This is a genomic window from Mycobacterium neglectum, assembly GCF_002591975.1.
In the GTDB taxonomy this organism is placed as follows: domain Bacteria; phylum Actinomycetota; class Actinomycetes; order Mycobacteriales; family Mycobacteriaceae; genus Mycobacterium; species Mycobacterium neglectum.
Genome location: NZ_NVQE01000008.1, coordinates 94,657 through 121,027 on the forward strand (window position 1 = coordinate 94,657; position 26,371 = coordinate 121,027).

The following is a 26,371-nucleotide window of genomic DNA, read 5'->3' on the forward strand; positions in this document are numbered from 1 at the left end:
TTCGCACTGGTGAGACGTTTCATTGGTGATTGTCGCACCGTTAGGTGCAGGCAGCCGGAGTTCCGGCCTTTTCCTTGAGTTCTCTTGAGACGAATGTATGATTCGCCGGTGATGAGAATGAAGTTTCCATCACATGGGGCTGGGTGCTGAGGAGGATGATGCAGGAAACGACCATCTCGAGTGGGGGAACCACCACCGACACCGCCACGCGCGGTGCCGACCGGCAGCTGCTGATCGGCGGCAAGCTACTCGACACGTCGCGGACGTTTTCCACCCTCAACCCAGCTACCGGCGAGGTGCTCGGCCATGCACCGGATGCCACCGTCGGCGACGCTGAAGCGGCCGTCGCCGCCGCGCGGCGCGCCTTCGATGAGACCGACTGGTCGACCAATACCGAATTGCGCATCCGCTGCCTCGAGCAGTTCCATCAGGCGCTGGTCGGCCACCGCGACGAGCTCGCCACACTGACCATCGCCGAGGTCGGCGCCACCGAAGCGCTGTGTCAGGGCGCCCAGCTGGACCAGCCGATCGCGATCGTCCGTTACTACGCAGACCTGCTCAAGACCTATTCGATGACCGAAGACCTCGGAAACATCGAGAGCCGCGGTATGCAGCACCACCGCTGGGTGGAGAAAGAGGCGGGCGGCGTCGTCGCCGCGATCATCGCCTACAACTATCCCACCCAGCTGGCGCTGGCCAAGCTCGCGCCCGCACTGGCCGCCGGCTGCACGGTGGTCCTGAAATCCGCGCCCGACACCCCGCTGATCACGCTCGCGCTTGGTGAGCTGATCGCCAACCACACCGACATCCCCGCCGGCGTCGTGAATGTACTCAGTGGCGCCGACCCTGAGGTCGGTGCCGCGCTGACGACCAGCCCGGACGTCGACATGGTCACTTTCACCGGCTCGACGCCGACCGGTCGCCGGATCATGTCGGCGGCCAGCGACACCCTAAAGCGGGTGTTCTTGGAACTCGGCGGCAAGTCGGCGGCGATCGTCCTGGACGACGCCGACTTCAACACCGCCGCGCTGTTCTCGGCCTTCAGCATGGTTACTCACGCCGGACAGGGTTGCGCGCTGACGTCTCGGCTACTCGTGCCCAGAAGCCGGCACGACGAGATCGTCGAACTGGTGAAGAACAACTTCGGGCTGGTGCGTTACGGAAATCCCGCTGACGCAGGCACGTACATGGGTCCGCTGATCAGCGATAGGCAGCGCGACAAGGTCGACGGCATGGTGAAACGCGCCGTCGAGGCAGGCGCCACGCTGGTGACCGGAGGCGAGAAGGTCGATCCCGGCTTCTTCTATACCCCCACCCTGCTGACCAACGTTGACCCCGACAGCGAGATCGCCCAGGAAGAGGTCTTCGGCCCGGTCCTCGTGGTCATCGCCTACGACGACGACGACGACGCAGTGCGCATCGCCAACAACTCGATCTACGGGCTGTCGGGCGCGGTGTTCGGCAGCCAGGACCGCGCGCTCGCGGTGGCCCGCCGCATTCGGACGGGCACCTTCTCCATCAACGGGGGCAACTACTTCAGCCCTGACAGTCCGTTCGGCGGCTACAAGCAATCCGGAATCGGACGCGAAATGGGCACCGCAGGGCTCGAGGAGTTTCTCGAGTCCAAGACGTTCGCTGTAGTTCTTCCGGGGGTGGGTTCATGAGCGGGCCTCTCGACGGAATCCGCGTCCTCGAGGTCGCGATGTACGGCTTCGTACCCTCGGCAGGCGCCGTGCTGCGCGAGTGGGGCGCCGACGTCATCAAGGTCGAGCACGCGGTGACGGGTGACCCGCAGCGCGGCCTGCGCCAGACCGGGCTGCTTCGGGTCGAGGGCGACCCCAATCCCAACATCGAGCATGCCAACCGTGGCAAACGCAGCATCGGCCTGGACATGACGGTGGCCGAGGGCAAAGAGGTGCTGTTCGAGTTGGCCAAGCGCGCCGACGTGTTCCTGACGAGCTTCCTGCCGGGGCACCGCCAGAAGTTCGGCATCGACGTCGACGACATCCGCGCCGTCAACCCGAAGATCATCTACGCCAGGGGCAGTGCGCTGGGCCCGCGCGGCGAGGAGTCCGTCAAGGGCGGCTACGACATGACCGCGTTCTGGTGCCGGGCCGGCACCGCGGCCACCATCACGCCGCCGGGAACGCCGGGCATGGTCGGGCCTCCCGGACCCGCCTACGGCGACACCATCTCGGGCACCAATCTGGCGGGCGGGATCGCCGCTGCGCTGCTGAAGCGGGAGCGCACCGGCGAGCCGTCGGTGGTGGACGTCTCGCTACTGGGCAGCGGGCTGTGGTCGCTCGGACACACCGTCGCACTGACAAAACACCTCGGTCAGCGAATGGAGGCCTTCCCTCCCGGTGTGCACGGATCGCCGATCAATCCGCTGGTCGGGCTCTATGCGACGGCCGACGACCGCTACATCTCCTTTGTGATGATGCAGCCCACCAAATTCTGGGCCGATGTGTGCAAACACATGGACCTCGACGAGCTGGCCGACGATCCGCGCTTTGCGACTGTCGAGTCGATCGCCGAGAACACCGAAGTCGCAGCCGAAATCCTCAAGGCGGCGATGAGCAAGCGGCCACTTGTGGAGTGGAGCGAGCGCTTCGCAACGCTGCTCGGACCGTGGGCCCCGGTGCAGGACACCCTGCAGGCGGTCGAAGACGCGCAGGTCCGTGCCAACGAATACCTGGTGCCCGCGGGTGAGCTCGAACTGGTCGCGAACCCGGTGCAATTTGACGTCAGTGCGCCTCAATCCGGCCCGGCGCCAGGGTTCGCGGAGCAAACTGACGAAGTCTTGCTGGAACTCGGACTGGATTGGGACCGAATCATCGAACTGAAGACGGCCGGGGCCGTCACCTAAGACCAGAGGGACACAGCCCATGCCCTACGTCGCTTCGACCGGCACCCACGTGCGGTGCCGTACAGGGGTACCGCCTGCGCGCACGGTTGGTGACCCAAAGCCACGGTGGCGACTTTCGGCGGGGGATCGGTACGGAGCGCAGATCAGCTTGGTGCACAATCGCTTTCGGTCGGCGGGGGTGTCGGCAGTGACCGTCGCGGGAGGAGCCACCTATGGCGCGGGGTAGCGGGCCGGAGCGGTGGTCGCCGGGGTTGCCGCAGTTGAGCAGCTTCGCGGGTCCGATGCAGGCCGTTGGTGGTCTCTTCGCCATGTCGGCCGATGCGGTGCGGTTTGTGTTTCGCCGGCCTTTTCAGTGGCGCGAGTTTCTGGACCAGTGCTGGTTCATCGCCCGAGTGGCGTTGGCGCCGACGTTGTTGGTGGCGATTCCGTTCACGGTGCTGGTCAGCTTCACGCTGAACATTCTCTTACGTGAGTTGGGTGCAGCGGACCTCTCGGGTGCCGGCGCTGCGTTCGGCGCGGTGACGCAGGTCGGCCCTCTGGTGACCGTGTTGATCGTGGCGGGCGCGGGTTCGACCGCTATCTGTGCGGATCTGGGGTCACGGACGATCCGCGAGGAGATCGACGCGATGGAGGTGCTGGGCATCAACCCGGTGCAACGGTTGGTGACTCCGCGGATGCTTGCGGCGGGGCTGGTCGCATTGCTGCTCAACAGCTTTGTGGTGATCATCGGCATCCTTGGCGGCTATTTCTTCTCGGTGTTCGTGCAGGACGTGAACCCGGGTGCGTTCGCCGCCGGCATCACGCTGTTGACCGGGGTGCCGGAGGTCGTCATCTCGTGTGTGAAGGCCGCGCTGTTCGGTTTGATCGCCGGACTGGTCGCCTGCTACCGGGGGCTGAGCATCACCGGCGGTGGCGCGAAAGCGGTGGGTAACGCGGTCAACGAGACAGTGGTGTATGCGTTCATGGCGTTGTTCGTGATCAACGTGCTCGTGACGGCCATCGGCATCCGGATGACGACGGGATAGCGGGATGGGGACAACGACGATCCTGAAGTCGAGGTATCCGCGGGCCACCGCCGGGGTGCGGCGCCCGGTGGCGTGGTTGAGCGGTATCGGCGACCACATGATCTTCTACCTGAAGTCGTTGGGTGGTATCCCGCACGCCTTCGTGCACTACCGCAAGGAGATCATCCGGTTGATCGCCGAGATCTCCATGGGTGCCGGGACGTTGGCGATGATCGGCGGCACCGTCGTGATCGTCGGCTTCCTGACGCTGGCCGCCGGCGGCACACTGGCGGTGCAGGGCTACTCGTCGCTGGGCAACATCGGCATCGAGGCTCTGACCGGATTCCTTGCCGCATTCATCAACGTGCGCATCGCCGCGCCGGTGGTGGCAGGCATCGGCCTGGCGGCCACCTTCGGTGCGGGCGTGACCGCTCAGTTGGGGGCGATGCGCATCAACGAGGAGATCGACGCGCTGGAAGCGATGGCTATCCGGCCGGTGGAGTATCTGGTGAGCACGCGCATCATCGCGGGAATGATCGCGATCACCCCGCTGTACTCGATCGCGGTCATCTTGAGTTTCGTGGCGTCGCAGTTCACGACGGTGGTCTTGTTCGGTCAGTCCGGTGGCCTGTATGACCATTACTTCGACACGTTCCTCAACCCGATCGACTTGTTGTGGTCGTTCTTGCAAGCGGTGTTGATGGCGATCACGATCCTGTTGATCCATACCTACTTCGGCTACTTCGCCACCGGCGGACCGTCGGGCGTCGGTGTCGCGGTGGGCAACGCGGTGCGCACCAGCCTGATCGTCGTCGTCTCGGTCACCCTGCTCGTGTCACTGTCCGTCTACGGTTCCAACGGCAACTTCAACCTCTCCGGATAAGCGACAGACAGCCATGAACTCAACCACGACGCGCGCACTCGCCGGTCTGGCCGCCATCGTCGCGATCGTTGCGATCATCGCGCTGGCGATCGGTCTGTTCCGGGGCAGCTTCACCGAAACCGTTCCGGTGACCGTGGTCTCGGATCGCGCCGGTCTGGTGATGAACCCTGACGCCAAGGTGAAGATGCGGGGTGTGGAAGTCGGCAGGGTCGCCTCGATCGCGACGAAGCCCGACGGCCAGGCCGTGCTGAAGCTGGACATGAACCCGTCGCAACTGCACCTGATTCCCGCCAACGTCGGGGTGGACATCACCTCGACAACGGTGTTCGGTGCCAAGTACGTCGAACTCGTCCCGCCGACGGACCCCTCGCCGCAGAACCTGCGCGGAGGACAGGTGATCGAGGGCCAACACGTCACCACCGAGATCAACACCGTCTTCCAGCAGCTCGTCACCGTGCTGGACAAGATCGATCCGGCGAAACTCAACGAGACCCTTGGTGCGGTGGCGACGGCTTTCAACGGTCGCGGCGAGAAGATCGGCCAGAGTCTCGCGGACTTCAACGCATTTCTGGCCAAGATCAATCCGAGCCTGCCGAACCTCGCCCACGACATCGAAGCGGCAGTGCCGACATTCACCGCCTACGGCGACGCGGCGCCCGATCTGATCGGCACCATCGACAATTCCATCCGGCTCAGCAATTCCATCGTCGAAGAGCAACAGAATCTCGACGAATTTCTCCTCAGCGCAATCGGTTTGGCTGACGTCGGCAACGATGTGATCGGCGGCAATCGGCAGGCTCTGTCCGACACCCTGCGCGTGCTCGTGCCGACGACGACCCTGGCAGGTCTGTATCACGAGACGCTGGGCTGCACCATCGGCGGTCTCGTCCCGTTCGTCAGAGGAATCAATCAGTATTCGCACATCCTGTTCAACGCCAGCCTCACGCTGGGTACCGAGCGCTACCGCTACCCCGAGGACCTGCCGAAGGTCGCGGCCTCCACCGGAGGCCGGTCCTTCTGCACGGAACTGGGTCTGCCCGACGTCCCACCGGAGTTCCGGCCGCCGTTCCTCGTGGCTGACACCGGGTCGAACCCGTTCAAGTACGGGAATCAGGGCCTGCTGCTCAATTCCGACGGGCTCAAACAATGGCTGTTCGGGCCGATACCGGGACCGCCCCGGAACAGCGCGATGACCGGAATGCCGGGGTGAGGCGAATGCGGGGAACATTCATCAAGTTCGGCATCTTCGCCGTCGTCATGGTCCTTTTGACGGCGTTCCTCTTCGCCACCTTCGCCGAAGTGAGAACCGGCTCTACCAACGACTACTCAGCGGTCTTCACCGACGCCTCGCGGCTGGAAACCGGGGACACGGTGCGGGTCGCCGGCATCCGGGTGGGCACCGTGCAGGAGGTCTCGTTGAACGCCGATCGCAACGTCGAAGTGAAGTTCGACGCCGGGCGGGACATCAAGCTGACCGACGGTACCCAGGCTCAGATCAAGTATCTGAACCTGGTCGGCGACCGCTATCTGGAACTCGTCGATGCACCCGGATCGACGAAGATCATGCCGGCGGGCGCGCGGATACCCATCGAGCGCACCGCGCCCGCGCTGGACCTCGACCTTCTCCTCGGCGGGCTGAAACCGGTTATCCGTGGCCTCAATCCGCAGGATGTCAACGCACTTTCGGCATCGCTGCTGCAGATACTGCAGGGCCAGGGCGGCACCATCGAATCGCTGTTCTCCAGGACATCGTCGTTCTCAAATGCGCTGGCGGACAACAATCAGGTGATCGAGCAACTCATCGACGAGCTCAAAACCACGTTGAAAACGATCTCCGACGACGGTGACGAATTCACCGGAGCAATCGACAAGCTCGAGCAACTCGTACGCGGTCTCTCCGAGGATCGTGACCCGATCGGTGAGGCCATCACCGCGCTCGACAACGGCACCGCCTCCCTTTCGGATCTACTCGGTCAGGCGCGACCACCGCTGGACGGCACCATCGACCAGGTGAAGGACCTCGCAACATATCTGGATGCGGATAAGGCCACCTTCGACGCCACGCTTCAGCGACTGCCCGATATCTACCGCAAGCTGGCTCGGGTGGGCTCCTACGGCGCGTTCTTCCCCTACTACATCTGTGGAATCGCTTTCCGTGCCAGCGATCTCGAGGGTCGCACCGTTCAGTTCCCCTGGATCCGTCAAGAGACGGGAAGGTGCCGGGACGAATGAACAAGTACCGCGGAGCATCTCTTATCAGAGCCGGATTCATCGGCGTTGTGCTGATCATTCTCGTGATCGCGATCGGGCTGCAGCCGGAGCGTCTGGTGTCCTGGGCGACCGCACTGCGCTACCAAGCGCTGTTCACCGAGAGCGGCGGCCTGAGCGTCGGCAACGATGTGACGGTCTCCGGAATCAAGGTCGGCTCGGTCTCGTCGATCAAACTCGAGAATGGCGATGCGCTGGTCGGATTCACGATCGACGGCAAATACGCGCTCGGCTCGGACACCACGGCGCACATCCGCACCGGCACCCTGCTGGGGGAGCGGGTGCTGGCGCTGGAGTCCGAAGGCAGCGGCACGTTGCCGCCCAACCACGTCATCCCGGCCACCAGGACGTCGTCACCGTATTCGTTGACCGAGGCGGTCAGTGAGCTGACCGCGAACACCGCGGACACCGAAACCGACTCTCTCAACCAGTCGTTGGACACACTGGCCGAGACGCTCGATCAGGTCGCTCCGCAGTTGGGGCCGACGTTCGACGGCCTCTCGCGCGTATCGAGATCGCTCAACGGACGCAACGACAGCCTCGCTGAACTGCTGAAAACCGCGGGCGATGTGACCGGGATACTGTCCGAGCGCAGCGAGCAGGTCAACGCGTTGATACTCAACGCCAACGACCTCATCGGTGTGCTCGACGACCGGCGCCAGGCGATCGTGGGTCTACTGGCGAACACCTCGGCCCTCTCGCGGAATCTGACCGGCTTGGTCGCCGAGAACGAACAGGAACTCGCGCCCGCGCTGGAGAAGATGAACGCGGTCAACCAGATGCTGGAGAAGAACCGCGACAACGTCACCAAGGCGTTGGCCGGCCTGCGCAAGTACGAGGTGACCCAGGGCGAGATCGTGGCCAACGGCGCCTACTACAACGCGCTGGTCCCCAACATCCAGCCGGCGCAGCTCCTGCAGCCGTTCCTGGACTACGCATTCGGGTTCAGGAACGGCACCAACATCGGGCAACCACCGGACACGGCCGGGCCACGCGCCCAACTTCCCTTCCCCGTCAACGGGATTCCACAACCAGGAGACCTCCCCGATGATGGCAACCCGTAAGCGTCTCGCGACGTGGGTCGCGGTGGTGCTGGCCGTCGTACTGGCGGCGGGCGCGGTTTTCCTGGTGCGCCAGGTGTTCTTCGGACCCAAAACCATCACCGCCTATTTCCCCACCGCGACGGCCATCTACCCCGGTGATGAGGTGCGGGTCTCCGGCGTCGAGGTCGGCACCATCGAAAGCATCCAACCCGAGGGCACCCAGACGAAACTGGTTCTCAAGGTCGACCATGACGTACCGGTGCCCGCGGGCGCCAAGGCCGTGATCGTCGCGCAGAACCTGATCGCGGCCCGCTATGTCCAGCTCACTCCGGCGTACCGGCAGGGCGACGGGCCGACGATGGCTGACGACGCGGTAATTCCCAGCGACCGCACGGCGGTACCGGTGGAATGGGATGAGGTCAAGACCCAGTTGATGCGGCTGGCAACCGAATTGGGGCCCAAGCCCGGCTCGGAAGGCGGTGTCACGGACACGTCCATCGGCAGGTTCATCGACAGCGCGGCCAATGCGATGGACGGCAACGGTGAGAAACTTCGCTCGACGCTGTCCGAATTGTCCGGTGTTGCACGGATCTTCGCCGAAGGCAGCGGCAACATCGTCGACATCATCAAGAACCTGCAGACCTTCGTCAGCGCCCTGCGCGACAGCAAGGCGCAGATCGTCATGTTCCAGAACCGGCTGGCGAGTCTGTCCAGCGTGGTGAACAACAGCAGGTCCGATCTGGACTCGGCGCTGTCGGATCTTTCGGTCGCGATCGGCGAGGTGCAACGCTTCGTCGCGGGCAGCCGCGAGCAGACATCGGAGCAGATCAGAAGCCTGGCCGCCGTCACCCAGAACCTGGTCGACAGCCGGTTGCCACTCGAGAACGTCCTACACGTGGCGCCCAACGCGATCGCCAACTACCAGAACATCTACTACCCGCCTGCGGGCGGCGTGACCGGGGCGTTCTCGTTCGTCAACTTCTCCAACCCGGTGTATTTCGTCTGCGGCATGATCGGCGCCGTCGCCAACACCACCGCGCCCGAGACGGCGAAGCTCTGCGAGCAGTACCTCGGTCCGGCGTTGAAGCTGCTCAACTTCAACAACCTGCCGCTGCCGATCAACCCTTACCTGAGGCCCAGCCCCAAGCCGGAGAGCCTGATCTACACGGACCCCAAGCTCGCGCCGGGAGGTGCGGGACCGGGTGATCCGCCCGAGCCGCCGCCCGCGGTCTCGGCCTATACCGGCGCCGGGGATGTCGCGCCGCCGCCCGGGTATGGGGGCGTTGGACTGCCTGCCATGCCGCCGGGCCTGTACGGACACGACGAAGTGCCTGCCACGCCGTCACCCGCGCTGTTCCCTGGCGCGCCGATCCCTGGACCGCCCAACATCCAGCCGGGCCCGGTGTCGTCCGTTCAGGACATGCTGCTTCCGCCAACGCCCGCGCCCTCCGCGCCACCTCCAGGACCGTTGTTGCCCGCGGAAGGGACGCCGCCATCATGATCCGTCGCAATAGCGTGAAGGCACTGGTCGTCTCGGGGTGCTGCGTGGCCCTGGCGATGACGGGCTGCGCCTATCAAGGGGTGAATTCACTGCCTCTTCCTGGCGCTGTCGGACGCGGGCCCGACGCGGTGACCTACACCGTCCAGGTCCCGAATGTCGCGACGCTGGAGTCGAATTCGCCGGTGATGATCAACGACGTCATCGTCGGCAGTGTCGGCAAGATGACCGTCGACGCCTGGCACGCGAACGTTGAGATATCCGTCAAGCCCGATGTCGTCGTGCCGTCGAACGCGGTGGCGTCCGTGGGGCAGACCAGCCTTCTGGGATCGATGCATCTCGCACTGAATCCGCCGCTGGGTGAACAGCCGAGCGGACAGCTGCAGCCGGGTGCCACCCTCTCGTTGAACCAGTCGTCGACCTACCCCACCACGGAGCAAACGCTGGCCTCGTTGTCGACCATCGTCAACGGGGGCGGGCTGGGCCAGATCGGCGACATCATCCACAACTTCAGCGCCGCCGTGTCGGGACGCGAGCCCGAGATCCGTGAATTGCTCACCCGGCTCGACGAATTCGTCGGCACGCTGGATGCGCAGCGCGACGACATCATCGAATCCATCAAGCAGTTGAACCGCGTGGCCGGAACCTTCGCGAATCAACGCGAAGTGATCGACCGGGCGCTCAAAGAGATTCCGCCCGCAATCGATGTACTGATCAAGGAACGGCCGAATCTGACCACGGCGCTGGAGAAGCTCGGAACCTTCAGCGACACCGCCACCCAGCTGGTCAACGACAGCGGCGACGATCTGGTGAAGAACCTGCAGGGCCTCGAGCCGGCGCTGAAATCGCTCGCCGAGATCGGTCCCGATATCAGCCAGGCGCTCATCTTCGCGACGGCGTTCCCCTACGGTCCGGCCTTCGCCGACAAGATCGCCAAGGGTGACTACATCAACCTGCTCGCCACGTTCGACCTCACGTACCCGCGTCTCAAGCGTGGAATCCTGCTCGGCACCCGCTGGGGCGACGAGAACGCCAAACTCATTCCCGCACCCGGCGATCCCTATTTCATGAACTACGCGTACGACCCGATCATGGTCGGTGTCGCGCCGCCACCCACTGAGCTTCCTCCCGCACCGCAGGCGGCCCCGGGCCAGCCGGTAACCACCATGTTCGGCCCCGTGTTGCCGATGGTTCCGCCACCACCTGCCAGACCCCAGTTCGGACCCGAGCCACAGCTGAATGAGTCGCAGATCTTCGCCGGTCCGTTCGGTGCCGAGGGGGCGCCCGCGCCGGCTGCACCGCCGACTCCGCCTGAATTGCCGGCACCGCCGGCTCCGCCTGGATTGCCGGCACCGCCGGCTCCGCCTGAATTGCCGGCACCGCCGGCGGGAGGTGGTGGCTGATGCTGACCCGCTTCGTCCGCAACCAGTTGATCATCTTCACCATCGCCTCGATCGTCGGCGTGACGGTGATGCTGTTCGCCTACATGCAGTTGCCCACTCTGCTCAACGTCGGGCGCCTGACGGTCACGCTGGAGCTGCCTGCCGCAGGCGGTCTCTACCGCTTCGGGAACGTGACGTACCGAGGCGTGCAGATCGGCAAAGTGAAATCGGTTTCGCTCACCGAGACCGGTGCCGAAGCGGTCTTGTCGCTCAACACGTCGCCGAAGGTCCCCGCAGATCTCGAGGCGAACGTGCTCAGTGTGTCAGCGGTCGGCGAGCAGTACGTGGACTTGCGCCCTCGCACCGACTCCGGACCGTATCTGGAGGATGGTTCACGGATACCGGTGTCCAACACCACGATCCCGCAGCAGGTCGGCCCGATGCTGGACCAGGTGAGCACACTGGTGGACAGCATTCCCGGGGACAGGATCTCCGATCTGCTCGACGAAACCTTCAAGGCGTTCAACGGTGCGGGGCCCGACTTCAGCTCCCTGATCGACTCCGGTGCGACGCTGGCCGAACAACTCAACAGCGTCTCCGACGAGACGCGAGGGTTGATCGATGACAGTGGGCCACTGCTGGATTCGCAAGCTGAGACAGCCGACTCCATCCGGACGTGGGCGCGCAGTCTGGAAGGGGTCACCGCGCAACTCGCGCAGAACGATCCTCAGATACGCGCGCTCCTGCAGCAGGGCCCGGGCTTCGCACAAGAGGTCTCGACGCTGCTGAATCAGGTCAAGCCGACACTGCCGCTGCTCCTGGCGAATCTCACGACACTGGGGCAGATCCTCGTCACGTACAACCCCTCGCTGGAGCAGCTCCTGGTCGTCTTTCCCAATGCGTTGTCCGCCCAGCAGGGCTTCGGCCTTGGGAAGAACAATCCCACCGGACTTGCGATCAGCGATTTCTCGTTGACCATTTCAGATCCGGTGCCGTGCACGGTCGGCTTCCTGCCGCCGTCACAGTGGCGTTCGCCCGCCGACACGACCGTCATCGACACGCCAGATGACCTGTACTGCAAGCTGCCTCAGGATTCCCCGATCGGGGTGCGCGGCGCCCGTAACTACCCGTGCATGGGCCACCCGGGCAAACGTGCCCCGACCGTGGAACTATGCAACGACTCCGAGGGCTTCAAACCCACGGCGCTGCGGCAGCATACGACCGGCCCGTACCCCTTCGACCCGAACATCGTCGCGCAGGGATTCCCGGTCGATGACCGGGTCGACTTCCAGGAACGAATTTACGCACCGATCGAGGGCACACCCCTACCACCGGGCGCCGCGCCGTCGGGGACACCGCCAGGAATTCCCAATCCGCTGTATACCCCGATCACACCGGCTCCGGCGGCGCCTCCGCTGCCTCCGCCGCCACCGGCCCCACTGCCACTACCGGCGCCGCCCGCAGGGAACTCATTGAACGGCGTACCCATCGCGCCTGCCGCACCAGCGCCGGCCACCGAGGTGCCGCACGGCGGTGGCGTGCCCGCAGCGCCAAGTGCGTTCAACGGCAACGCATCCGACGGCCCGTCGGTTGCTGCGGTGCCGTACGACCCGAACACCGGACAGTTCGTGACGCCCGACGGGCAGGTGCAGACGCTGACAAATATTGCTGCCGGACATGCACCAAAGTCGTGGAAAGACCTGATGCCGATCTAAATCGGCGCTAGGACAATTGCTCCAGCTTCATGGGTGTCTCGACGACGAGGGGCTGGTTCGTGCCGCATGAGCCGCTCGGACTGTTCGTCCGCTGGCGGCCCACCAGGAAATTCGTGATGTTCATCCTGCGCTCGGTGGACACCGGGTCGAATCCCCAGAACTGAAACCGCTGCTCGCCGGGGGCAATCGCCCCACCGGGGCAGAACTGCCACTCGGGAATGTTGCGATCGACGACCCAGTAGGCGTTCGGGTAGCCGTACCACAGTCGAGCGCTCCAACCGGCCGAACTCGTTGCCGTGCCCTCGCATTCGATGGGGCTGACGCAACTGGAGGACAGCGTCCACGTCTCGTCGATCGTCGGCATGGTTTTTCGGACCTCGTTGACCAAGGCGAAATCGCCGTTCGCGTAGTACCGGTAGGTGCCGTTCAGTTCAACGCCGAAATCCGATGCGTGCGCCGCCGGGGTGGCGCTCAGCGTCGCGGCGACGCTCATTGCGGCTACCACGCCCGCGGCGATCTTGTGTCCACCCATGGCTCTAAACCCTATCTTGGCCGGGAGCGATCCTCTTCAAAAGCGAGAATTTGATTCCCATGCATGTGAGAATAGTCCCGTGCGATCCACCGTCGCAGTGCTTGCTGCAGTCCTGACCGCAGGTTCGATCATCGCGTCGCCTCCGGCGTCGGCAGGACCGACCCTGTGCAACGAGCCCAGCTGTGTACCCGGCATCATGCCGGGTGTGGTGCTTGGCTCGTACTGCAATAACACCAAGTACTACTCATTCGGCGTGACGTCGTGGGGGCGGCTGGTGTTCTGCGGAACGCCGAGGCGTTATGAACCGCGCTGGTTCCGGTCACCGGAGATGCGTGGAATCAAGGACTACATGAGCGATTGCGCCGGCTTCGACGGCGAGGTCGCCCAAGCCCCCGACGGCATGTTCCTCAGCTGCGTCACGCGCGAGGACGGATTCCCGAGATGGGAAAGCGGAGAACAGCTTCGCCCCGCCCCGTGATCGCTAGCCGACCGGCGTGAACTCGATGTTGATCTCCGTCAGCCCGCGCAGGATGAACGTCGGCTCGTAGACGTATCGCCTAGCGTCGATCGGGCCGTGCTTCTCCTCGCTGACGGTGATGTCGGCCAACCGGTCAAGGAGTCGCTCAATCGACACCCGGCCCTCCACCCGCGCCAGCGGGGCGCCCGGGCAGGAGTGGATACCCCGGCTGAATGCAATGTGCTCGCGCACGTTCTTGCGCTCGAGTGAGAACTCGTGGGGGCTATCGAAGCGCTGGGGATCGCGGTTGGCGGCGCCGGGGCTGACCATCACCGTGGTTCCCGCAGGGACCGTGGTGTCGCCCAGTGTTGTTGTCTTACGGGCCATCCGGAAGACGCTCTTCACCGGGCTGTCCATGCGCAGGCACTCCTCGACGAAGATCGGGATGAGGGTGCGGTCGTCGCGCAACTGCTGCTGGATGTCGGGCCGGTCGCTGAGCACCCGCATCGCCGCACCGAGCAGCTTCGCGGTCGTCTCCTGGCCGGCGGCAAACAGGAACGTCGCAGTCCGGACAACGTCGACCACCTCGGGAGTCGAGCCGTCGGGATACTTCGCCGTCGCAATCGATGTGAGCACGTCGTCACGGGGTGACTCGCGGCGCTCCTCGATGTACTGGGAGAACTTCTCGTCGGCCCACGCCAACGGGTTCACGGCGATCACCTCGTGGTCGAGGCTGCCGATGTTGGTTCCCTCGCCCTGGGCGCCGAATGCCTGCCGGAAGTCCTCGTGGTCCTCCTCGGGCACACCGAGCAGGTCGGCAACGACCAACAGCGAGAACGGCTTGGCGTACGCATTGAGAAACTCGCACTCACCCGCGGCGATGAACTCGTCGATGTGACGATCGGCGAGTCGCCACATGAAATCCTCGTTCTCCTTGAGGCGCTTGGGAGTCAGCAGTCGCGAAAGAACGGATCGTGCGTCGGTGTGATGCGGGGGATCCATCGTGACCATGTGCTCGTGCATGATGATCTCGGTGCGGTGCTCTTCGAGCTGTGCACAGATGTCGTCGCCCTCCGGCGTGAAGGGGAGTGGCGTGAACGGTCCCATCACCGCGACACACGACGAGTAGTTCTCGGTGTCCTTGTAGACGGCGTTCGCCGCCTCCCAGCCGGTGACCGCCAGCACGCCGTTGTTGATCGGGCAGCACACCGGATCCTTCGTGCGCACATGGTCGTAATACGGGTGAGGGTCGGGCACCAACGACGGATCGGTGAAGTAGTCGACCGAGTCGAAATCTGTGGTCATCGTCTTGTGAGCCCTTCGAAGTCGGCGCTTACCGCGTAGCGGCTGTGGCTGAAACGGCCGCGCGGACGAGCCGGTTGGCCGAATATGCTGAGCACCTGCTTAGCATGGCGTTAAGGTCAGGGTCAAGATCGTCGCGCCCTTCGCCACTACGATCGGCGTGTCGCAACTGACATCGGGAAGAGGATTGATGGCATGGCCGAGATCTCGGGGCTGCGAAGGATCGGGGCGCCGGAGGCGAAGAATCGCGGGGTGCTGCTCGATGCCGCAGAGCAGCTGCTTCTCGAGGAGGGATACGCCTCGGTCACATCGCGCCGTGTCGCCGAGAAGGCCGGGCTGAAGCCCCAGCTCGTCCACTACTACTTCCGGACCATGGAGGATCTGTTCCTCGCCGTGTTCCGCCGCATGGCCGAAGCCGGGCTGAGCGTTCTCCAGACGGCTCTGGCCTCGCCTCAGCCGCTGTGGTCGCTGTGGAGGTTCAGCACCCAACCCGAGGCCACCCGGCTGACGATGGAGTTCATGGGGCTGGCCAACCACCGCAAGGCATTGCGAGCCGAGATCGTCTATTACGCGGAACGCTTCCGGGAGGAACAGAACGCGGCGATCGGGGCCGCGCTCGCGCGCTATGGTGTCGCATCCAGTGATGTGCCGCCGGTGGTGTGGACGGTCTTTGCGACCAGCGTGTCGCAGGGCCTGGTCATGGAACGCGCGCTGGGCATGACCACTGGTCACGCCGAGACGTTCGCGTATTGCGAGCAGTGGATTCGCCGCCTGGAGGGTGAGCCACTTCCGGACGCCTGATCGTGAATCAGCTGTCACCAGTTGCGAATCGAGCAGAGCGCGCCCTTGGGACCTTGATCGGTCGCGACGACGACCCCGTCCACCGCGAGGACGCAGTGGACGTTGGGGGACAGGCCTGGTTCGCCGGCTGCGACGACCATCGCCCAGTCGTCGGGATTCGCCAGTTGCACATCGAGATTCCACTGCTGATTCGGTCCGACGTCGGCCTCGACCTTCGGCGTGTACGCGTACGGGTTGTGGCTGTAATCGGCCCAGTTAGGCGGGTCAACGTCGCGGTAGTAGATGTCCAGGTACGCGGGTCCCTCGGTGAACACCGTGTATTTGACGTTGCGCAGCGGACCCTGTGCGTGCGCCGGCACGCTCGCGACGGCGACGGACGAGGCGGCCAGAACGGTTGCCGAGGCGAGGCGGAGCAATGCTCTGGGCCTCGAAACACGGATTGCCGCCGGAAACTTCATTCCCCGAATTTTAGAACCATGTTTCCGCATGGTGTGCCGAATGCGCGATCTTGCTCAGACCGAAAGGATGGTCGCTGAGGCGGTGCCGGGCGCGCCGTAGACCTGCGCCAACCCGACCTTCGGTTCGCCTGGGACCTGGCGCTCGCCCGCCTCGCCACGAAGCTGGCGCACCAACTCATGAACCTGGCGCAGACCCGACGCGCCGATCGGCTCGCCGTTGGCGATCAGCCCGCCGTCGGTGTTGACCGGGATGGTGCCACCGATCTCGGTGGCGCCGTCGGCCAGCAGCTTCTCCTGTTCGCCGTCGGCGCACAGGCCCGTCTCGGCCATGTGGATCACCTCGGCGCCCGCGTCGGTGTCCTGCAGCTGGGCGATGTCGACGTCCTCGGGTCCGATGCCGGCCGCCTCGTAGGCCGCCTTGGCCGCATACACCGTCGGCGAGGGGTCCTCGTCGAGAGGGGCGGACGTGGCGTGTACCTCGTAGGCGCCGAAGGTGCGCGTACGGATCTCGCTGGCACGCACGAACACCGGTTTGTCGGTGAATTTGTGGGCGATGTCCCCGCGGCACATGATCACCGCGGCCGCACCCTCGTCGGGGGCGCAGAACATGTACTGGGTGAGCGGGTAGTTCAGCACCGCCGAGTTGAGGATCTCATCGACCGAAATCTCTTTGCGGCGAAACGCATTCGGGTTCATCGCGCCATTGCGGAAGTTCTTGTTTGCCACGCGGGCCAGCGTCTCCTGCGAGATGCCGTGCTTGTGAATGTAGTGGTTGGCTTTGATACCGAAGAACTTGGTGGTGACGAACTGGCCGTTCTCGGCATACCACTGCGGCAGGGCGAGTTTGGCGGGATCGTCGGTGAAGGCGCCGCGGGGGTGCTTGTCCAGACCGATCGCTATTCCGATGTCGTACTTGCCGAGCCGGATCGTGTCGGCTGTCTGTTGGATCGCCGACGCCGCGGTCGCGCAGGCGTTGAACACGTTGGTGAAGGTGATGCCGGTGAGGCCGACGAGACGGGTCACCGCGTCGGGGTTGGAAACCTCGTAGCTGCCGCCGAAGCCGAACTGGATGTCCTTCCAGTCGACACCGGCGTCGGTGAGCGCCAGTTGAATCGCCTCGGCGCCCATCTCCATCGCTGTCTTGTCGAACCGGCCGAACGGGTGGAGTCCCACCCCGATGATCGCAACGTCATTGGTCATTCCCCAGAGTCCTCTCTAGACCGGCTGGAAGGCGAAGGTGACGATCTCGTTGCCCTCGTCGTCGGTGGTGAACGGCACCATGGTCAGCTCGACCGGCATGCCGAATTGCAGCTTTTCGGGGTCGTTCTCGGTGAGCCGACCCTCGACGCGAATCACGTCATCGAGCTGGACCAGACCGACGCCGAACGGCACGAAGTCCTTACCCGTGGGCCCCTTATAGGGGGCGCCGGGCGGGAAGCCCTGCGTGGTCCATGCGACGAGCGTGCCGCTGCGGGGAAGCCGCACGTCGGACATGTCGCCGCCGCTGCACTTCGGGCAGCGCTGCTGGACGGGGAATGTGGTCGCTCCGCACGCACCGCAGCGACTGCCGATCAGCTGCGGGTTCTCGTCGGGCCACGTGGAGATCTCGGGGGCGAGCGCCTTCTGTGTGGACACGGGGTGACGATAATCGGAAATGACGTTCTCGTCTAGAGAGAACCATGTGGGCTTCAGCGGTGCGGCCTGCTCGCGGCCCGCGCATGTCGGCCTCGATCGTGGCGGTAGTTGACGAAGACTGCGGGCGTTGTAAACCCTCGGCGTGCGTTAGCCTGCCCGTGTGGACGCCGATAAAGCGCAGATCGCAGACGTTCTGATCCGCTACGCCACCGGAATCGACTTCAAGGACTGGGCGCTACTGCGTACCTGCTGGACCGAGGATGTCGACTGCGACTACGGCGAGGTCGGGCGGTACTCGGGCGTCGACGCCATCACCGACCTCATGACTCAATTGCACGACGCCATGGGGCCGACGTACCACCGGCTGACGAACTTCGCGATCACCGTCGAGGGGGATCGGGCCACTGCACGGTCCTACGTTCACGCCGTTCTCCAAGCGGTCCCCGATGACCCCGGCAGTTGGGTTGAGGCGCTTGGGCATTACGACGATGAACTCGTTCGAACGTCCGAAGGCTGGCGAATCTCCCGCCGCGCAACGAACATCGCCCGTGTGCAGGCCGGCGGTCGCTCGTGAGCATCCTGCCTGGACCCATCCGTCAGATCGGTTACATCGTCGAGGATCTGGATGCGGTGCTCGGGCCCTGGATCGACCTCGGTGTCGGCCCGTTCTTCGTCATGCGCGGAATCCCGATTCGCGCGTCCTACCGCGGCCAGCCGTGCGAGGTCACGATCTCGATGGCGTTGGCCAACAGCGGGGAGATGCAGATCGAGCTGATCCAGCAGGAGTGTGACACCCCGAGCATTTACACCGAGTTCCTGGCGGCCAGTGGCCCCGGGTATCACCAACTTGCTTACTGGACCGACGATTTCGACGCCACGATGGCATCGGTGCGGGATGCCGGCTGGTCGGTGGTGTGGCTCGGTGACGAGGACGTCGGTACGCGGTTCGCCTACGCCGAGCAGCCGAATGGGCCCACCCACGTTTCGCAGGTCATCGAGATCATGGAGGACAACGAAATCACCTCCGGCATGGGCAAATTCGTCCGCGAGGCAGCCGTCGACTGGGACGGCAGCGATCCGATCCGCCCTCTCGGAGCCTGAGCGACCTACTTGCCGCGCTTCATCACCTTGTCGGCAGCGGCCCAGTGTTCGTCGGAGACCCACAGGCGGGCAAAGGCGGCAACGGCCTCGTCGGTCGTCGCTCCCTTCATCACGCGCTTGATCTCACCGGCCGGACGGCTGGCCAGCGCACGGGCGAGGTCGCGCCAGCCGCCATCGAACGACGCACGCGGAATGACGCGGTCGACCAGTCCGATCCGTTCGGCTTCCGCGGCGCCGATGATGGTGCCGGTGCCCGCCAACAACAGGGCCTTGCTGTAGCCGACCAGCGCCACCAGCCTTTCAGCCCCACCCCACGCCGGCATGATCTCCAGCGACACTTGGTTGAAGCCGATTTTGATGTCATCGGCGGCGACCCGGATATCGGCCGAGACCGCGAACTCGGCGCCCCCGCCCAACGCGTGCCCGTTCACCGCCGCGATCGTCGGTCCTGCAAAGCCGGCGATCCGGTCGCAGATGGCCCGCATCCGGAAAGCCATCGCCGACGCGTCGCGTTCGGTGCGTAGTGCGCTGAGTTCCTTGAGGTCGCCTCCTGAGACGAACGCACGATCACCCGCGCCGGTGATGACGAGCGCACGCGCGCCATCTGCACCGTCGAGCGCCTTCTCCAGTTGGTCCATCGTCTCGAGTGAGATGGCGTTGCGGGCATGCGGTCGGTCGATCGTGATGACCGCAAGGCCGTCGTCCAACTCGAGATCGATCATCAAGCGTTCTCCGTCTTCGGTATTGGCATTCTCTCTGGCGGAGAATAGCATCGGTGCCCGACGCGGAGGAGCGGCAAAGCCCATGCGAAGAATCCCCGAGTACCTGACCAAACGCTATGTAGCCGAAGGGTGGTGGACGCAGGAGACGCTCGGGGATCTGGTGGCCGGCGGACTGGCGGCCAACCCGGCCACGGCCTTCCGTGTGCATTCGGAGGTGCGTCCGTTCTCCGGCACCTTCGCCGACGTCGAGATCCAGGCCCGCAGGCTGGCCGCGGGACTGCGGTCGCGCGGCGTCGCCGCGGGCGACGTCGTAGCCATCCAGCTGCCGAACTGGATGGAGGCCGCCGCGGCATTCTGGGCCTCGACCTTCCTCGGCGCGGTGACCGTGCCGATCGTGCACTTCTACGGTCGCAGGGAACTCGGCCACATCATGTCGACGGCCCGGCCGAAGGCCTTCATCACCACCGCCGAATTCGGCCGGATGACGTTCCAGGCCGACCTGTGCGCAGACGTGCCGATCGTCGGTCTGGTCGGCAGCACATACGACGACCTCCTTGCCGACGATCCGATGACGGGCACCCTCGGCGCGGACCCCGCCAGTCCCGCGCTGATCGCGTTCACGTCGGGCACGACGAGCAACCCCAAGGGCGTCATCCACAGCCATCAGACGCTCGGCTTCGAGACGCGTCAGCTCCTCGAGAACTATCCACCCGACCGCGGCAGGCAGCTGACCGCCACTCCGGTCGGCCACTTCATCGGGATGCTCGGCGCCTTCCTCATCCCGGTGCTCGAAGGCGCGCCCATCGATCTGTGCGACGTGTGGGATCCGGGCCGGGTACTCGAGCTGATCGAACGCGACGGGTTGTCGATCGGCGGCGGGCCGCCCTACTTCGTCACCAGCGTGCTCGATCATCCGGACTGCACGCCGGACCACATTCGCCACTTCACGACGGTCGGGCTCGGTGGCTCGACGGTTCCCGCCGCGGTGACCCGCCGGCTGGCCGACCTCGGAATGTTCGTCTTCCGCTCCTATGGCAGCACCGAGCATCCGTCGATCACGGGCTCGCGACGCAGCGCGCCGGAGGACAAGCGGCTGTTCACCGACGGTGATGTCCGGCCGGGAGTCGAGATCCGCCTTGGGCCCGACGGCGAGATCTTCAGTCGCGGGCCCGATTTGTGCCTCGGCTACACCGACGATTCCATGACCGAGCGCGCGTTCGACCCGGATGGCTGGTATCGCACCGGTGACGTCGGCGTGCTCGACGACGACGGCTACCTCACCATCACCGACCGCAAGGCCGACGTGATCATCCGCGGCGGTGAGAACATCAGCGCGCTCGAGGTCGAGGAGGTGCTCCTCGGCATGGCCGCCGTCGTCGAGGCCGTCGTGGTGGCGGCACCCGACAACCGTCTCGGCGAGCGTGCGGCCGCGGTGTTGCGGGTTCGAGATGGCCACGACATGCCGACACTCGACGAGGTCCGTGCCCATTTCAAGGCGGCAGGTGTCGCGGTCCAGAAATGGCCGGAGGAGCTCCATCGTGTCGCCGACGGCGAAGACTTTCCGCGCACCGCGAGCGGCAAAGTGCAGAAGTTTCGCGTTCGCCAGAACATTCAGGCGTGAGTCGGGAACAGGTGCATGAGAACGCCATTACCACTCGGCCGTAAAACCTTGTTACGGTGGCACTAGGAGAATAGGATTCTCGTAAGAGGATAAGGAGTCTTTCATGGGCCAGCTGTCGCACCGGGTCGACATTCCGTTTCCGCTGTTCGACGCGGACAACCATCTTTACGAGCCGCCAGAGGCGATGACCAAGTACCTGCCCAAGGAGTACAAGGACGTCGTCCAATACGTCGAGATCAACGGCCGTACCAAGATCGCGCTGAAGGGCCAGATCAGCAACTACATCCCGAACCCCACCTTCTCGGTGGTCGCCAAGCCGGGCGCCTGGGAGGAGTACTTCAAATTCGGAAACCCCGACGGCAAGAGCAAGCGTGAACTCTTCGGTGAGCCGATGCGCGCCATTCCGGCGTTCTTCGAGCCCGCGCCACGGCTGGAGAAGATGAACGAGCTGGGTCTCGACCGTTCGCTGATGTTCCCGACGCTGGCCAGCCTGATCGAGGAGCGTCTCTCCGATGACCCGCTCGCGATCCACGTCATCATCCACGCGCTCAACGAGTGGCTGCACGAGGTGTGGGGCTTCAACTACAAGAACCGCATCTTCACCACCCCGGTGATCACCCTGCCCATCGTCGAGAAGGCGATCGAGGAGTTGGACTGGGCGGTCAAGCGCGGTGCCCGCGCGATCCTCATCCGCCCCGCGCCGGTGCCCGGGTTCCGCGGCCCGCGGTCCTTCGCGCTGCCCGAGTTCGACCCGTTCTGGCAGAAGTGCGTCGAGTACGACGTCTTCGTAGGCATGCACTCCAGCGACAGCGGTTACTCCCGCTACACCTCGGAGTGGGACGGCGCCGCGCAGGAGATGCTGCCCTTCCAGACCAACGCGATGTCGATCCTCAACGAGTGGCGGCCGATTCAGGATGCCGTGGCCTCTTGGGTGATTCACGGTGCACTGTTCCGGTTCCCGAAGCTGAAGGTCGGCATCGTCGAGGCGGGTTCGAAGTGGATGTTCCCGCTGCTGGACTCCATGGCCGAGGTCTACAAGAAGGCGCCAGAAGCCTTCCCGGGCAACCCGATGGAGGAGATCAAGAACCGCATCTTCGTCAGCCCGTTCTACGAGGAGGGCATCGACGATCTGATCAACCTGATCGGCGTCGACCAGGTGCTCTACGGCTCGGACTGGCCGCACCCCGAGGGGCTTGCGGAACCGACCCACTATGTGACCGCGCTCGAGCACCTCTCCATGGAGGATCAGGCGAAGATCATGGGCGGCAACCTCGGTCGCCTCGTCACCGTGTGACGGATAGGAAACCCTTCAAGACCATCCCCGAGATGGTCTTGAGCGCGGCGGACCGCTTCGGTGACGCAGAAGCGGTTGTCGACGGTCCGCTGCGCCTCAGTTTCATCGAGATCGTTGATCGGATTCGTTGCGCAGCAGGCGCCTTCGCGGATTTCGGCATCGTCAAGGGTGATCGGGTAGCGATCTGGGCGCCCAACTGCGCAGAATGGATGATCGCCGCATTCGGCCTGCTCACCGCTGGCGGAGTGCTCGTTCCCGTGAACACGCGCTTCAAAGCCGAAGAAGCAGCCGACATCATCGGCCGCAGTGGGGCAAAGGCGGTAGTGGCCCAGAAGGGATTCCTCGGCCAGGACTACTCCGCCCCCGCAGGTGTGCCCGTGATCGACCTGAAGTCCGACTTCCTTTCCAGCGGTTCACCGTGGGAGGTCCACGGCCTGGAGGGCTCGGACATCTCCGACATCATCTTCACCTCGGGCACAACCGGGCGTCCGAAGGGTGTGATGATGAACCACCGTCAGAATCTGCGCCTCTACGCCGAATGGTGTGAGCTCGCGGACCTGCGCGCGGGTGACCGCTATCTGATGGTCAACCCGTACTTCCACACCTTCGGTTACAAGGCGGGGCTGATCGCCTCGTTCACTCGGGGCGCGACCATGGTTCCGGTGGACGTCTTCGATGTCGAGCGTGTCGTGGAACTGATTGCCGCCGAACGGATCACGATGCTTCCGGGGCCGCCCACGCTATATCACTCATTACTGGCGGTCGCCGACAAGAGCAAGCTGTCCACTCTGCGCGCGGGCGTGACCGGCGCGGCCGACATCCCGGTGGAACTGGTCCGCCGAGTACATGAGGAGTTGCCCTTCCAAACGCTGGCCACCGGCTACGGCTTGACCGAGGCGGGCACGGTGACGCTGTCGAGACCGGGCGACTCCTTCGAAGACATCGCGACCACCGCCGGAACGGCGTGCGACGGAGTCGAGGTCCGGATCGCCGACGACGGCGAGGTGCTGGTGCGTGGTTACACCGTGATGCAGGGTTACCTCGACGATCCAGTCGCCACCGCCGAAACGATCGACGACGACGGCTGGCTGCACACCGGCGATCTCGGCACGCTTGACGCCGCTGGACGGCTGCGGATCGTCGGCCGCAAGAAGGACATGTACATCGTCGGCGGCTTCAACGCCTATCCCGCGGAGATCGAGGGTTATCTGCTGGAGCATCCAGCCGTCGCGCAGGCGGCCGTGATCGGCGTGCCGGATGAACGGATGGGTCAGGTGGGCAAGGCGTTCATCGTCGCCAAGGCGGGTGGACCGGCGATCAGCAGCGACGATCTCATCGAGTGGAGCCGCCAACGAATGGCGGGTTTCAAGGTGCCCCGGTATGTAGAGTTCCTCGACAAGCTGCCGTTGAACGCCACCGGCAAGGTGGTCAAGGATGACTTGCACAAACGAGACCGCTGAGCGTGCGCACAGCGTGTAAATAGCATTTCCGCAGGAAGGTCGGCATTTGTCGGGCCTGTGGAGGGAAGGTATCGTCGCGGCGATACGCAAAAAAGGATAATGGCATTCTCATGAAAAGTAGGCATAGGACAAGGAGGTCGCCGTGCCGTCATTCAAGCGCCGTGCGTCGGTGACCGACCCTGATCCGGTCGAGGAATCGCCGAAGCCGCCGGACGCCCCGGTGAGCGACGCGCTGACCCTGGCTGAAGAGGCTGAGGCCGAGGCGGCTGAGGCCGAGGCGGCCGCCGCCGCGGCGCGCGCAAAGGCACGGGCGATCCGGTTGCGTCGCGAGGCGCAGGAATCCGAAGCCAGGTCCAAGGCGGAAGCCAAGGCCGAGGCCGAATCCGAGAGCCTGGAAGCGATGGCCGACGACGAGGCTGTTGTCGAGCTACCCGATACCGCCCGCGACGAACAAGAGCAACACGCACCAGGCGGTCGCCGGTGGGGGCTCGTCCTCAAGATTGTCGCGATGACATTGGCGGTCCTCGGCACGGCCGCGCTGATCACGGTCAGCGTGCTCATGGTGAACCAGCACCGGAAGGCAGTCGCAACCCAACAGCTTGACGCGGAGTATCAAGCGGCCGGCAGGCAGAGTGTGGTGACCTTGATGTCGTTGGACTTCAACAATGCCGAAGCCGACGTGGCGCGCATCATCGACAACACGACCGGCCAGTTCCAGAAGGACTTCCAGGACCAGCAGGCCGACTTCATCAAGGTCGCCCAGGATGCCAAGGTGATCACCGATGTCAACGTCACCGCCACCGCGGTCGAGTCGATGACCCCGACATCCGCCGTGGTGCTCATTGCCGCCACCTCCCGAGTCACCAATTCCTCAGGCGCAAAACAGGAGCCGCGCGCATGGCGGCTGTCGGTCAACCTCGAACGGGTCGACGGCGGACAGGTGAAGATGTCGAAAGTCGAGTTCGTACCGTGAGCGCCGACAATAAGGGCCCGCAGCCGGACGAAAGCACCGCGCAGGAGAGCGGCGAGGCCGTCGAGATCACCGAGTCCGGCGAAGTCGCCGAGCATTCCAGCGACGAGATCGTCGAGGACACCGGCGGCAAGGACCCCGAGCGTGCGGGTTCCACCGGCGCCCGGCGCAATCTCGGCGCCATCCTGGGTGTCGTCCTGGTGGCGGCCGCACTGGTCGTCTCTGCCGGAGTGGCCGGCTGGCTGTACTTCTACCAATACCGAGTGGATCAACAGACCAATGCGGCAGCCGCGAACGTCGCGCTGGAAGCCGCCAAGAGTGGCACCGTGGCATTGCTGTCCTACTCGCCGGACACTCTCGAAAATGACTTCACGGCTGCCAAATCGAATCTGACCGGTGACTTCCTTTCGTACTACACGCAATTCACCGAACAGATCGTCACGCCGGCTGCCAAGGAGAAACAGGTCAAGACCGTCGCTGCCGTCATTCGGGGCGCGGTGTCCGAGATACAACCGGACTCCGCAACCGTTCTGTTGTTCATCAACCAGACGACCACCAGCAAGGAGAATCCGGACGGCGCATTTGCGGCCAGTAGCGTCAAGGTCGGCCTGAAGAAGATCGATGACCGCTGGTTGATCAACACATTCGACCCGGTATAGCGCGAGAGTCCGTGGACGTTTCGGTCGTTGTACCGCTGCCGATTTCGGTTGTGGACAATACCGCGGCTGCGTTCCTGCCGTTGGCGGCTGCGCCGCCGCTGTCGCGCGTCGTACGAACGCTGCTCGGCGCGGTGGCAGAGCCGGGCCGCATCGTCGTCGCCGCCGCTGAACCTCTGATCGATGACGTCGGCGTCGCCCTGGCGTCCGAGGATCTGGCGTCGATAGGTGTCGCGGCCGTCGATGGGGACGCGACCAGGGCTGACTGCCTCGCTGCAGCATTGGAATACCTTCGGCACGCGTCGTTCTCGACGACCCACGTGCTGGTTCACGATATCTCCAGTCCGTTGGTATCGACCGATGTAGTGCAGCGTGTGGTCGCAGGCCTGCGTGGCGGTGGCACCGTCGTGTTGCCGGAACTCGCGGTGACCGACAGCGTCAAGTCCGTCAATGTCCATGGTTCCGTCACCGCCACGGTGGATCGGTCAGTGTTGCGCACCATCCAATTCCCCCGCGGCTTCGCCATGGACGCACTCGCCGGGTGGCTCGCACAGCGCACGTTCGGCGATTTCGACGAGGTCGCCGTCGCCATCGGCGCTGCCACCCCCATCACCTTCGTCGACGGTGACCCCGACGCGTTCCGCCCCGACCTGCCCAGAGACGCAGAGTTCATCGAGGCGATCATCGCGAGCAGGTAGGC

The 26,371-nt window shown here is 64.6% G+C and carries 26 protein-coding genes; 20 read left to right on the top strand and 6 right to left on the bottom strand.

From position 1 onward, the window contains the following. The first annotated feature begins 158 nt into the window (after window positions 1-158). From CSQ99_RS09195 to CSQ99_RS09240, 10 genes are all read left to right on the top strand, one after another. A complete protein-coding gene (locus CSQ99_RS09195) occupies window positions 159-1,664 on the top strand; it encodes an aldehyde dehydrogenase family protein (RefSeq protein WP_099038821.1) in 1,506 nt (501 codons plus the stop codon). Then, a complete protein-coding gene (locus CSQ99_RS09200) occupies window positions 1,661-2,869 on the top strand; it encodes a CaiB/BaiF CoA transferase family protein (RefSeq protein ID WP_099038758.1) in 1,209 nt (402 codons plus the stop codon). The genes CSQ99_RS09195 and CSQ99_RS09200 overlap by 4 nt, the downstream gene beginning before the upstream one ends. A 212-nt stretch (window positions 2,870-3,081) precedes the next feature. Beyond that, entirely contained in the window at window positions 3,082-3,894 is an 813-nt protein-coding gene (locus tag CSQ99_RS09205) for an MlaE family ABC transporter permease (RefSeq protein ID WP_099038759.1), read from the top strand. Window positions 3,895-3,898: 4 nt separating this feature from the next. Next, window positions 3,899-4,756, top strand: coding sequence for an MlaE family ABC transporter permease (locus CSQ99_RS09210; protein ID WP_099038760.1), 858 nt, complete (start codon window positions 3,899-3,901; stop codon window positions 4,754-4,756). A 13-nt stretch (window positions 4,757-4,769) separates the two neighbouring features. Continuing rightward, on the top strand, window positions 4,770-5,966 hold the full coding sequence (locus CSQ99_RS09215) for an MCE family protein (protein WP_099038761.1): 1,197 nt from the start codon (window positions 4,770-4,772) through the stop codon (window positions 5,964-5,966). A 5-nt stretch (window positions 5,967-5,971) separates the two neighbouring features. Further along, on the top strand, window positions 5,972-6,988 hold the full coding sequence (locus CSQ99_RS09220) for an MCE family protein (RefSeq protein WP_099038762.1): 1,017 nt from the start codon (window positions 5,972-5,974) through the stop codon (window positions 6,986-6,988). Continuing rightward, complete coding sequence (locus CSQ99_RS09225; RefSeq protein WP_099038763.1) at window positions 6,985-8,088, top strand: MCE family protein; 1,104 nt, start codon at window positions 6,985-6,987, stop codon at window positions 8,086-8,088. Before CSQ99_RS09220 ends, CSQ99_RS09225 begins: the two co-directional genes overlap by 4 nt. Then, the gene (locus CSQ99_RS09230; protein WP_099038764.1) at window positions 8,072-9,568 is read left to right on the top strand and encodes an MCE family protein; all 1,497 of its coding nucleotides are present in this window, start codon (window positions 8,072-8,074) and stop codon (window positions 9,566-9,568) included. The genes CSQ99_RS09225 and CSQ99_RS09230 overlap by 17 nt, the downstream gene beginning before the upstream one ends. Next, a complete protein-coding gene (locus CSQ99_RS09235) occupies window positions 9,565-10,968 on the top strand; it encodes an MCE family protein (protein WP_099038765.1) in 1,404 nt (467 codons plus the stop codon). The genes CSQ99_RS09230 and CSQ99_RS09235 overlap by 4 nt, the downstream gene beginning before the upstream one ends. After that, entirely contained in the window at window positions 10,968-12,662 is a 1,695-nt protein-coding gene (locus CSQ99_RS09240) for an MCE family protein (RefSeq protein WP_099038766.1), read from the top strand. Before CSQ99_RS09235 ends, CSQ99_RS09240 begins: the two co-directional genes overlap by 1 nt. A gap of 7 nt (window positions 12,663-12,669) precedes the next feature. On the opposite strand, the gene CSQ99_RS09245 is transcribed toward CSQ99_RS09240, so the two are convergent. Then, window positions 12,670-13,194, bottom strand: coding sequence for an Rv2253/PknI dimerization domain-containing protein (locus CSQ99_RS09245; RefSeq protein WP_176560940.1), 525 nt, complete (start codon window positions 13,192-13,194; stop codon window positions 12,670-12,672). Window positions 13,195-13,273: 79 nt separating this feature from the next. On the opposite strand from CSQ99_RS09245, the gene CSQ99_RS09250 reads away from it, so the two are divergent. Further along, window positions 13,274-13,672: a hypothetical protein gene (locus tag CSQ99_RS09250; protein ID WP_099038767.1), complete on the top strand. Its 399-nt coding sequence runs from the start codon at window positions 13,274-13,276 to the stop codon at window positions 13,670-13,672. A gap of 3 nt (window positions 13,673-13,675) precedes the next feature. On the opposite strand, the gene CSQ99_RS09255 is transcribed toward CSQ99_RS09250, so the two are convergent. Beyond that, the gene (locus CSQ99_RS09255) at window positions 13,676-14,956 is read right to left on the bottom strand and encodes a cytochrome P450 (RefSeq protein ID WP_099038768.1); all 1,281 of its coding nucleotides are present in this window, start codon (window positions 14,954-14,956) and stop codon (window positions 13,676-13,678) included. Between the two features lie 192 nt (window positions 14,957-15,148). On the opposite strand from CSQ99_RS09255, the gene CSQ99_RS09260 reads away from it, so the two are divergent. Then, window positions 15,149-15,754, top strand: coding sequence for a TetR/AcrR family transcriptional regulator (locus CSQ99_RS09260; RefSeq protein ID WP_099038769.1), 606 nt, complete (start codon window positions 15,149-15,151; stop codon window positions 15,752-15,754). A gap of 14 nt (window positions 15,755-15,768) precedes the next feature. Here CSQ99_RS09260 and CSQ99_RS09265 read toward each other — a convergent pair whose 3' ends face one another. From CSQ99_RS09265 to CSQ99_RS09275, 3 genes are read right to left on the bottom strand one after another with little or no spacing between them, the layout of a single operon-like run. Then, the gene (locus CSQ99_RS09265) at window positions 15,769-16,212 is read right to left on the bottom strand and encodes a hypothetical protein (protein ID WP_099038770.1); all 444 of its coding nucleotides are present in this window, start codon (window positions 16,210-16,212) and stop codon (window positions 15,769-15,771) included. A 54-nt stretch (window positions 16,213-16,266) separates the two neighbouring features. Next, the gene (locus tag CSQ99_RS09270) at window positions 16,267-17,412 is read right to left on the bottom strand and encodes a thiolase family protein (protein WP_099038771.1); all 1,146 of its coding nucleotides are present in this window, start codon (window positions 17,410-17,412) and stop codon (window positions 16,267-16,269) included. Between the two features lie 15 nt (window positions 17,413-17,427). Then, a complete protein-coding gene (locus CSQ99_RS09275) occupies window positions 17,428-17,847 on the bottom strand; it encodes a Zn-ribbon domain-containing OB-fold protein (RefSeq protein ID WP_176560941.1) in 420 nt (139 codons plus the stop codon). Window positions 17,848-18,007: 160 nt separating this feature from the next. Between CSQ99_RS09275 and CSQ99_RS09280 the strand changes: the two genes are divergently transcribed. Together CSQ99_RS09280 and CSQ99_RS09285 are read left to right on the top strand one after the other, a co-directional pair. After that, window positions 18,008-18,421, top strand: coding sequence for a nuclear transport factor 2 family protein (locus tag CSQ99_RS09280; RefSeq protein ID WP_099038773.1), 414 nt, complete (start codon window positions 18,008-18,010; stop codon window positions 18,419-18,421). Beyond that, entirely contained in the window at window positions 18,418-18,948 is a 531-nt protein-coding gene (locus CSQ99_RS09285) for a VOC family protein (RefSeq protein WP_099038774.1), read from the top strand. Before CSQ99_RS09280 ends, CSQ99_RS09285 begins: the two co-directional genes overlap by 4 nt. A 5-nt stretch (window positions 18,949-18,953) precedes the next feature. On the opposite strand, the gene CSQ99_RS09290 is transcribed toward CSQ99_RS09285, so the two are convergent. After that, window positions 18,954-19,670 (bottom strand): enoyl-CoA hydratase/isomerase family protein, encoded by a 717-nt coding sequence (locus CSQ99_RS09290; RefSeq protein WP_099038823.1) that lies wholly within the window; start codon window positions 19,668-19,670, stop codon window positions 18,954-18,956. Window positions 19,671-19,752: 82 nt separating this feature from the next. Here CSQ99_RS09290 and CSQ99_RS09295 point away from each other — a divergent pair, with 82 nt between their 5' ends. From CSQ99_RS09295 to CSQ99_RS09320, 6 genes are all read left to right on the top strand, one after another. Then, on the top strand, window positions 19,753-21,291 hold the full coding sequence (locus CSQ99_RS09295; protein ID WP_099038775.1) for an AMP-binding protein: 1,539 nt from the start codon (window positions 19,753-19,755) through the stop codon (window positions 21,289-21,291). Between the two features lie 103 nt (window positions 21,292-21,394). Next, complete coding sequence (locus CSQ99_RS09300; RefSeq protein WP_099038776.1) at window positions 21,395-22,585, top strand: amidohydrolase family protein; 1,191 nt, start codon at window positions 21,395-21,397, stop codon at window positions 22,583-22,585. Continuing rightward, the gene (locus CSQ99_RS09305; protein ID WP_099038777.1) at window positions 22,582-24,045 is read left to right on the top strand and encodes a FadD3 family acyl-CoA ligase; all 1,464 of its coding nucleotides are present in this window, start codon (window positions 22,582-22,584) and stop codon (window positions 24,043-24,045) included. The genes CSQ99_RS09300 and CSQ99_RS09305 overlap by 4 nt, the downstream gene beginning before the upstream one ends. A gap of 142 nt (window positions 24,046-24,187) precedes the next feature. Then, window positions 24,188-25,018: a hypothetical protein gene (locus tag CSQ99_RS09310; RefSeq protein WP_099038778.1), complete on the top strand. Its 831-nt coding sequence runs from the start codon at window positions 24,188-24,190 to the stop codon at window positions 25,016-25,018. Further along, on the top strand, window positions 25,015-25,674 hold the full coding sequence (locus tag CSQ99_RS09315) for a hypothetical protein (RefSeq protein WP_099038779.1): 660 nt from the start codon (window positions 25,015-25,017) through the stop codon (window positions 25,672-25,674). The genes CSQ99_RS09310 and CSQ99_RS09315 overlap by 4 nt, the downstream gene beginning before the upstream one ends. Window positions 25,675-25,685: 11 nt before the next feature. Beyond that, the gene (locus CSQ99_RS09320) at window positions 25,686-26,369 is read left to right on the top strand and encodes an IspD/TarI family cytidylyltransferase (protein WP_099038780.1); all 684 of its coding nucleotides are present in this window, start codon (window positions 25,686-25,688) and stop codon (window positions 26,367-26,369) included. Window positions 26,370-26,371: the final 2 nt, after the last annotated feature.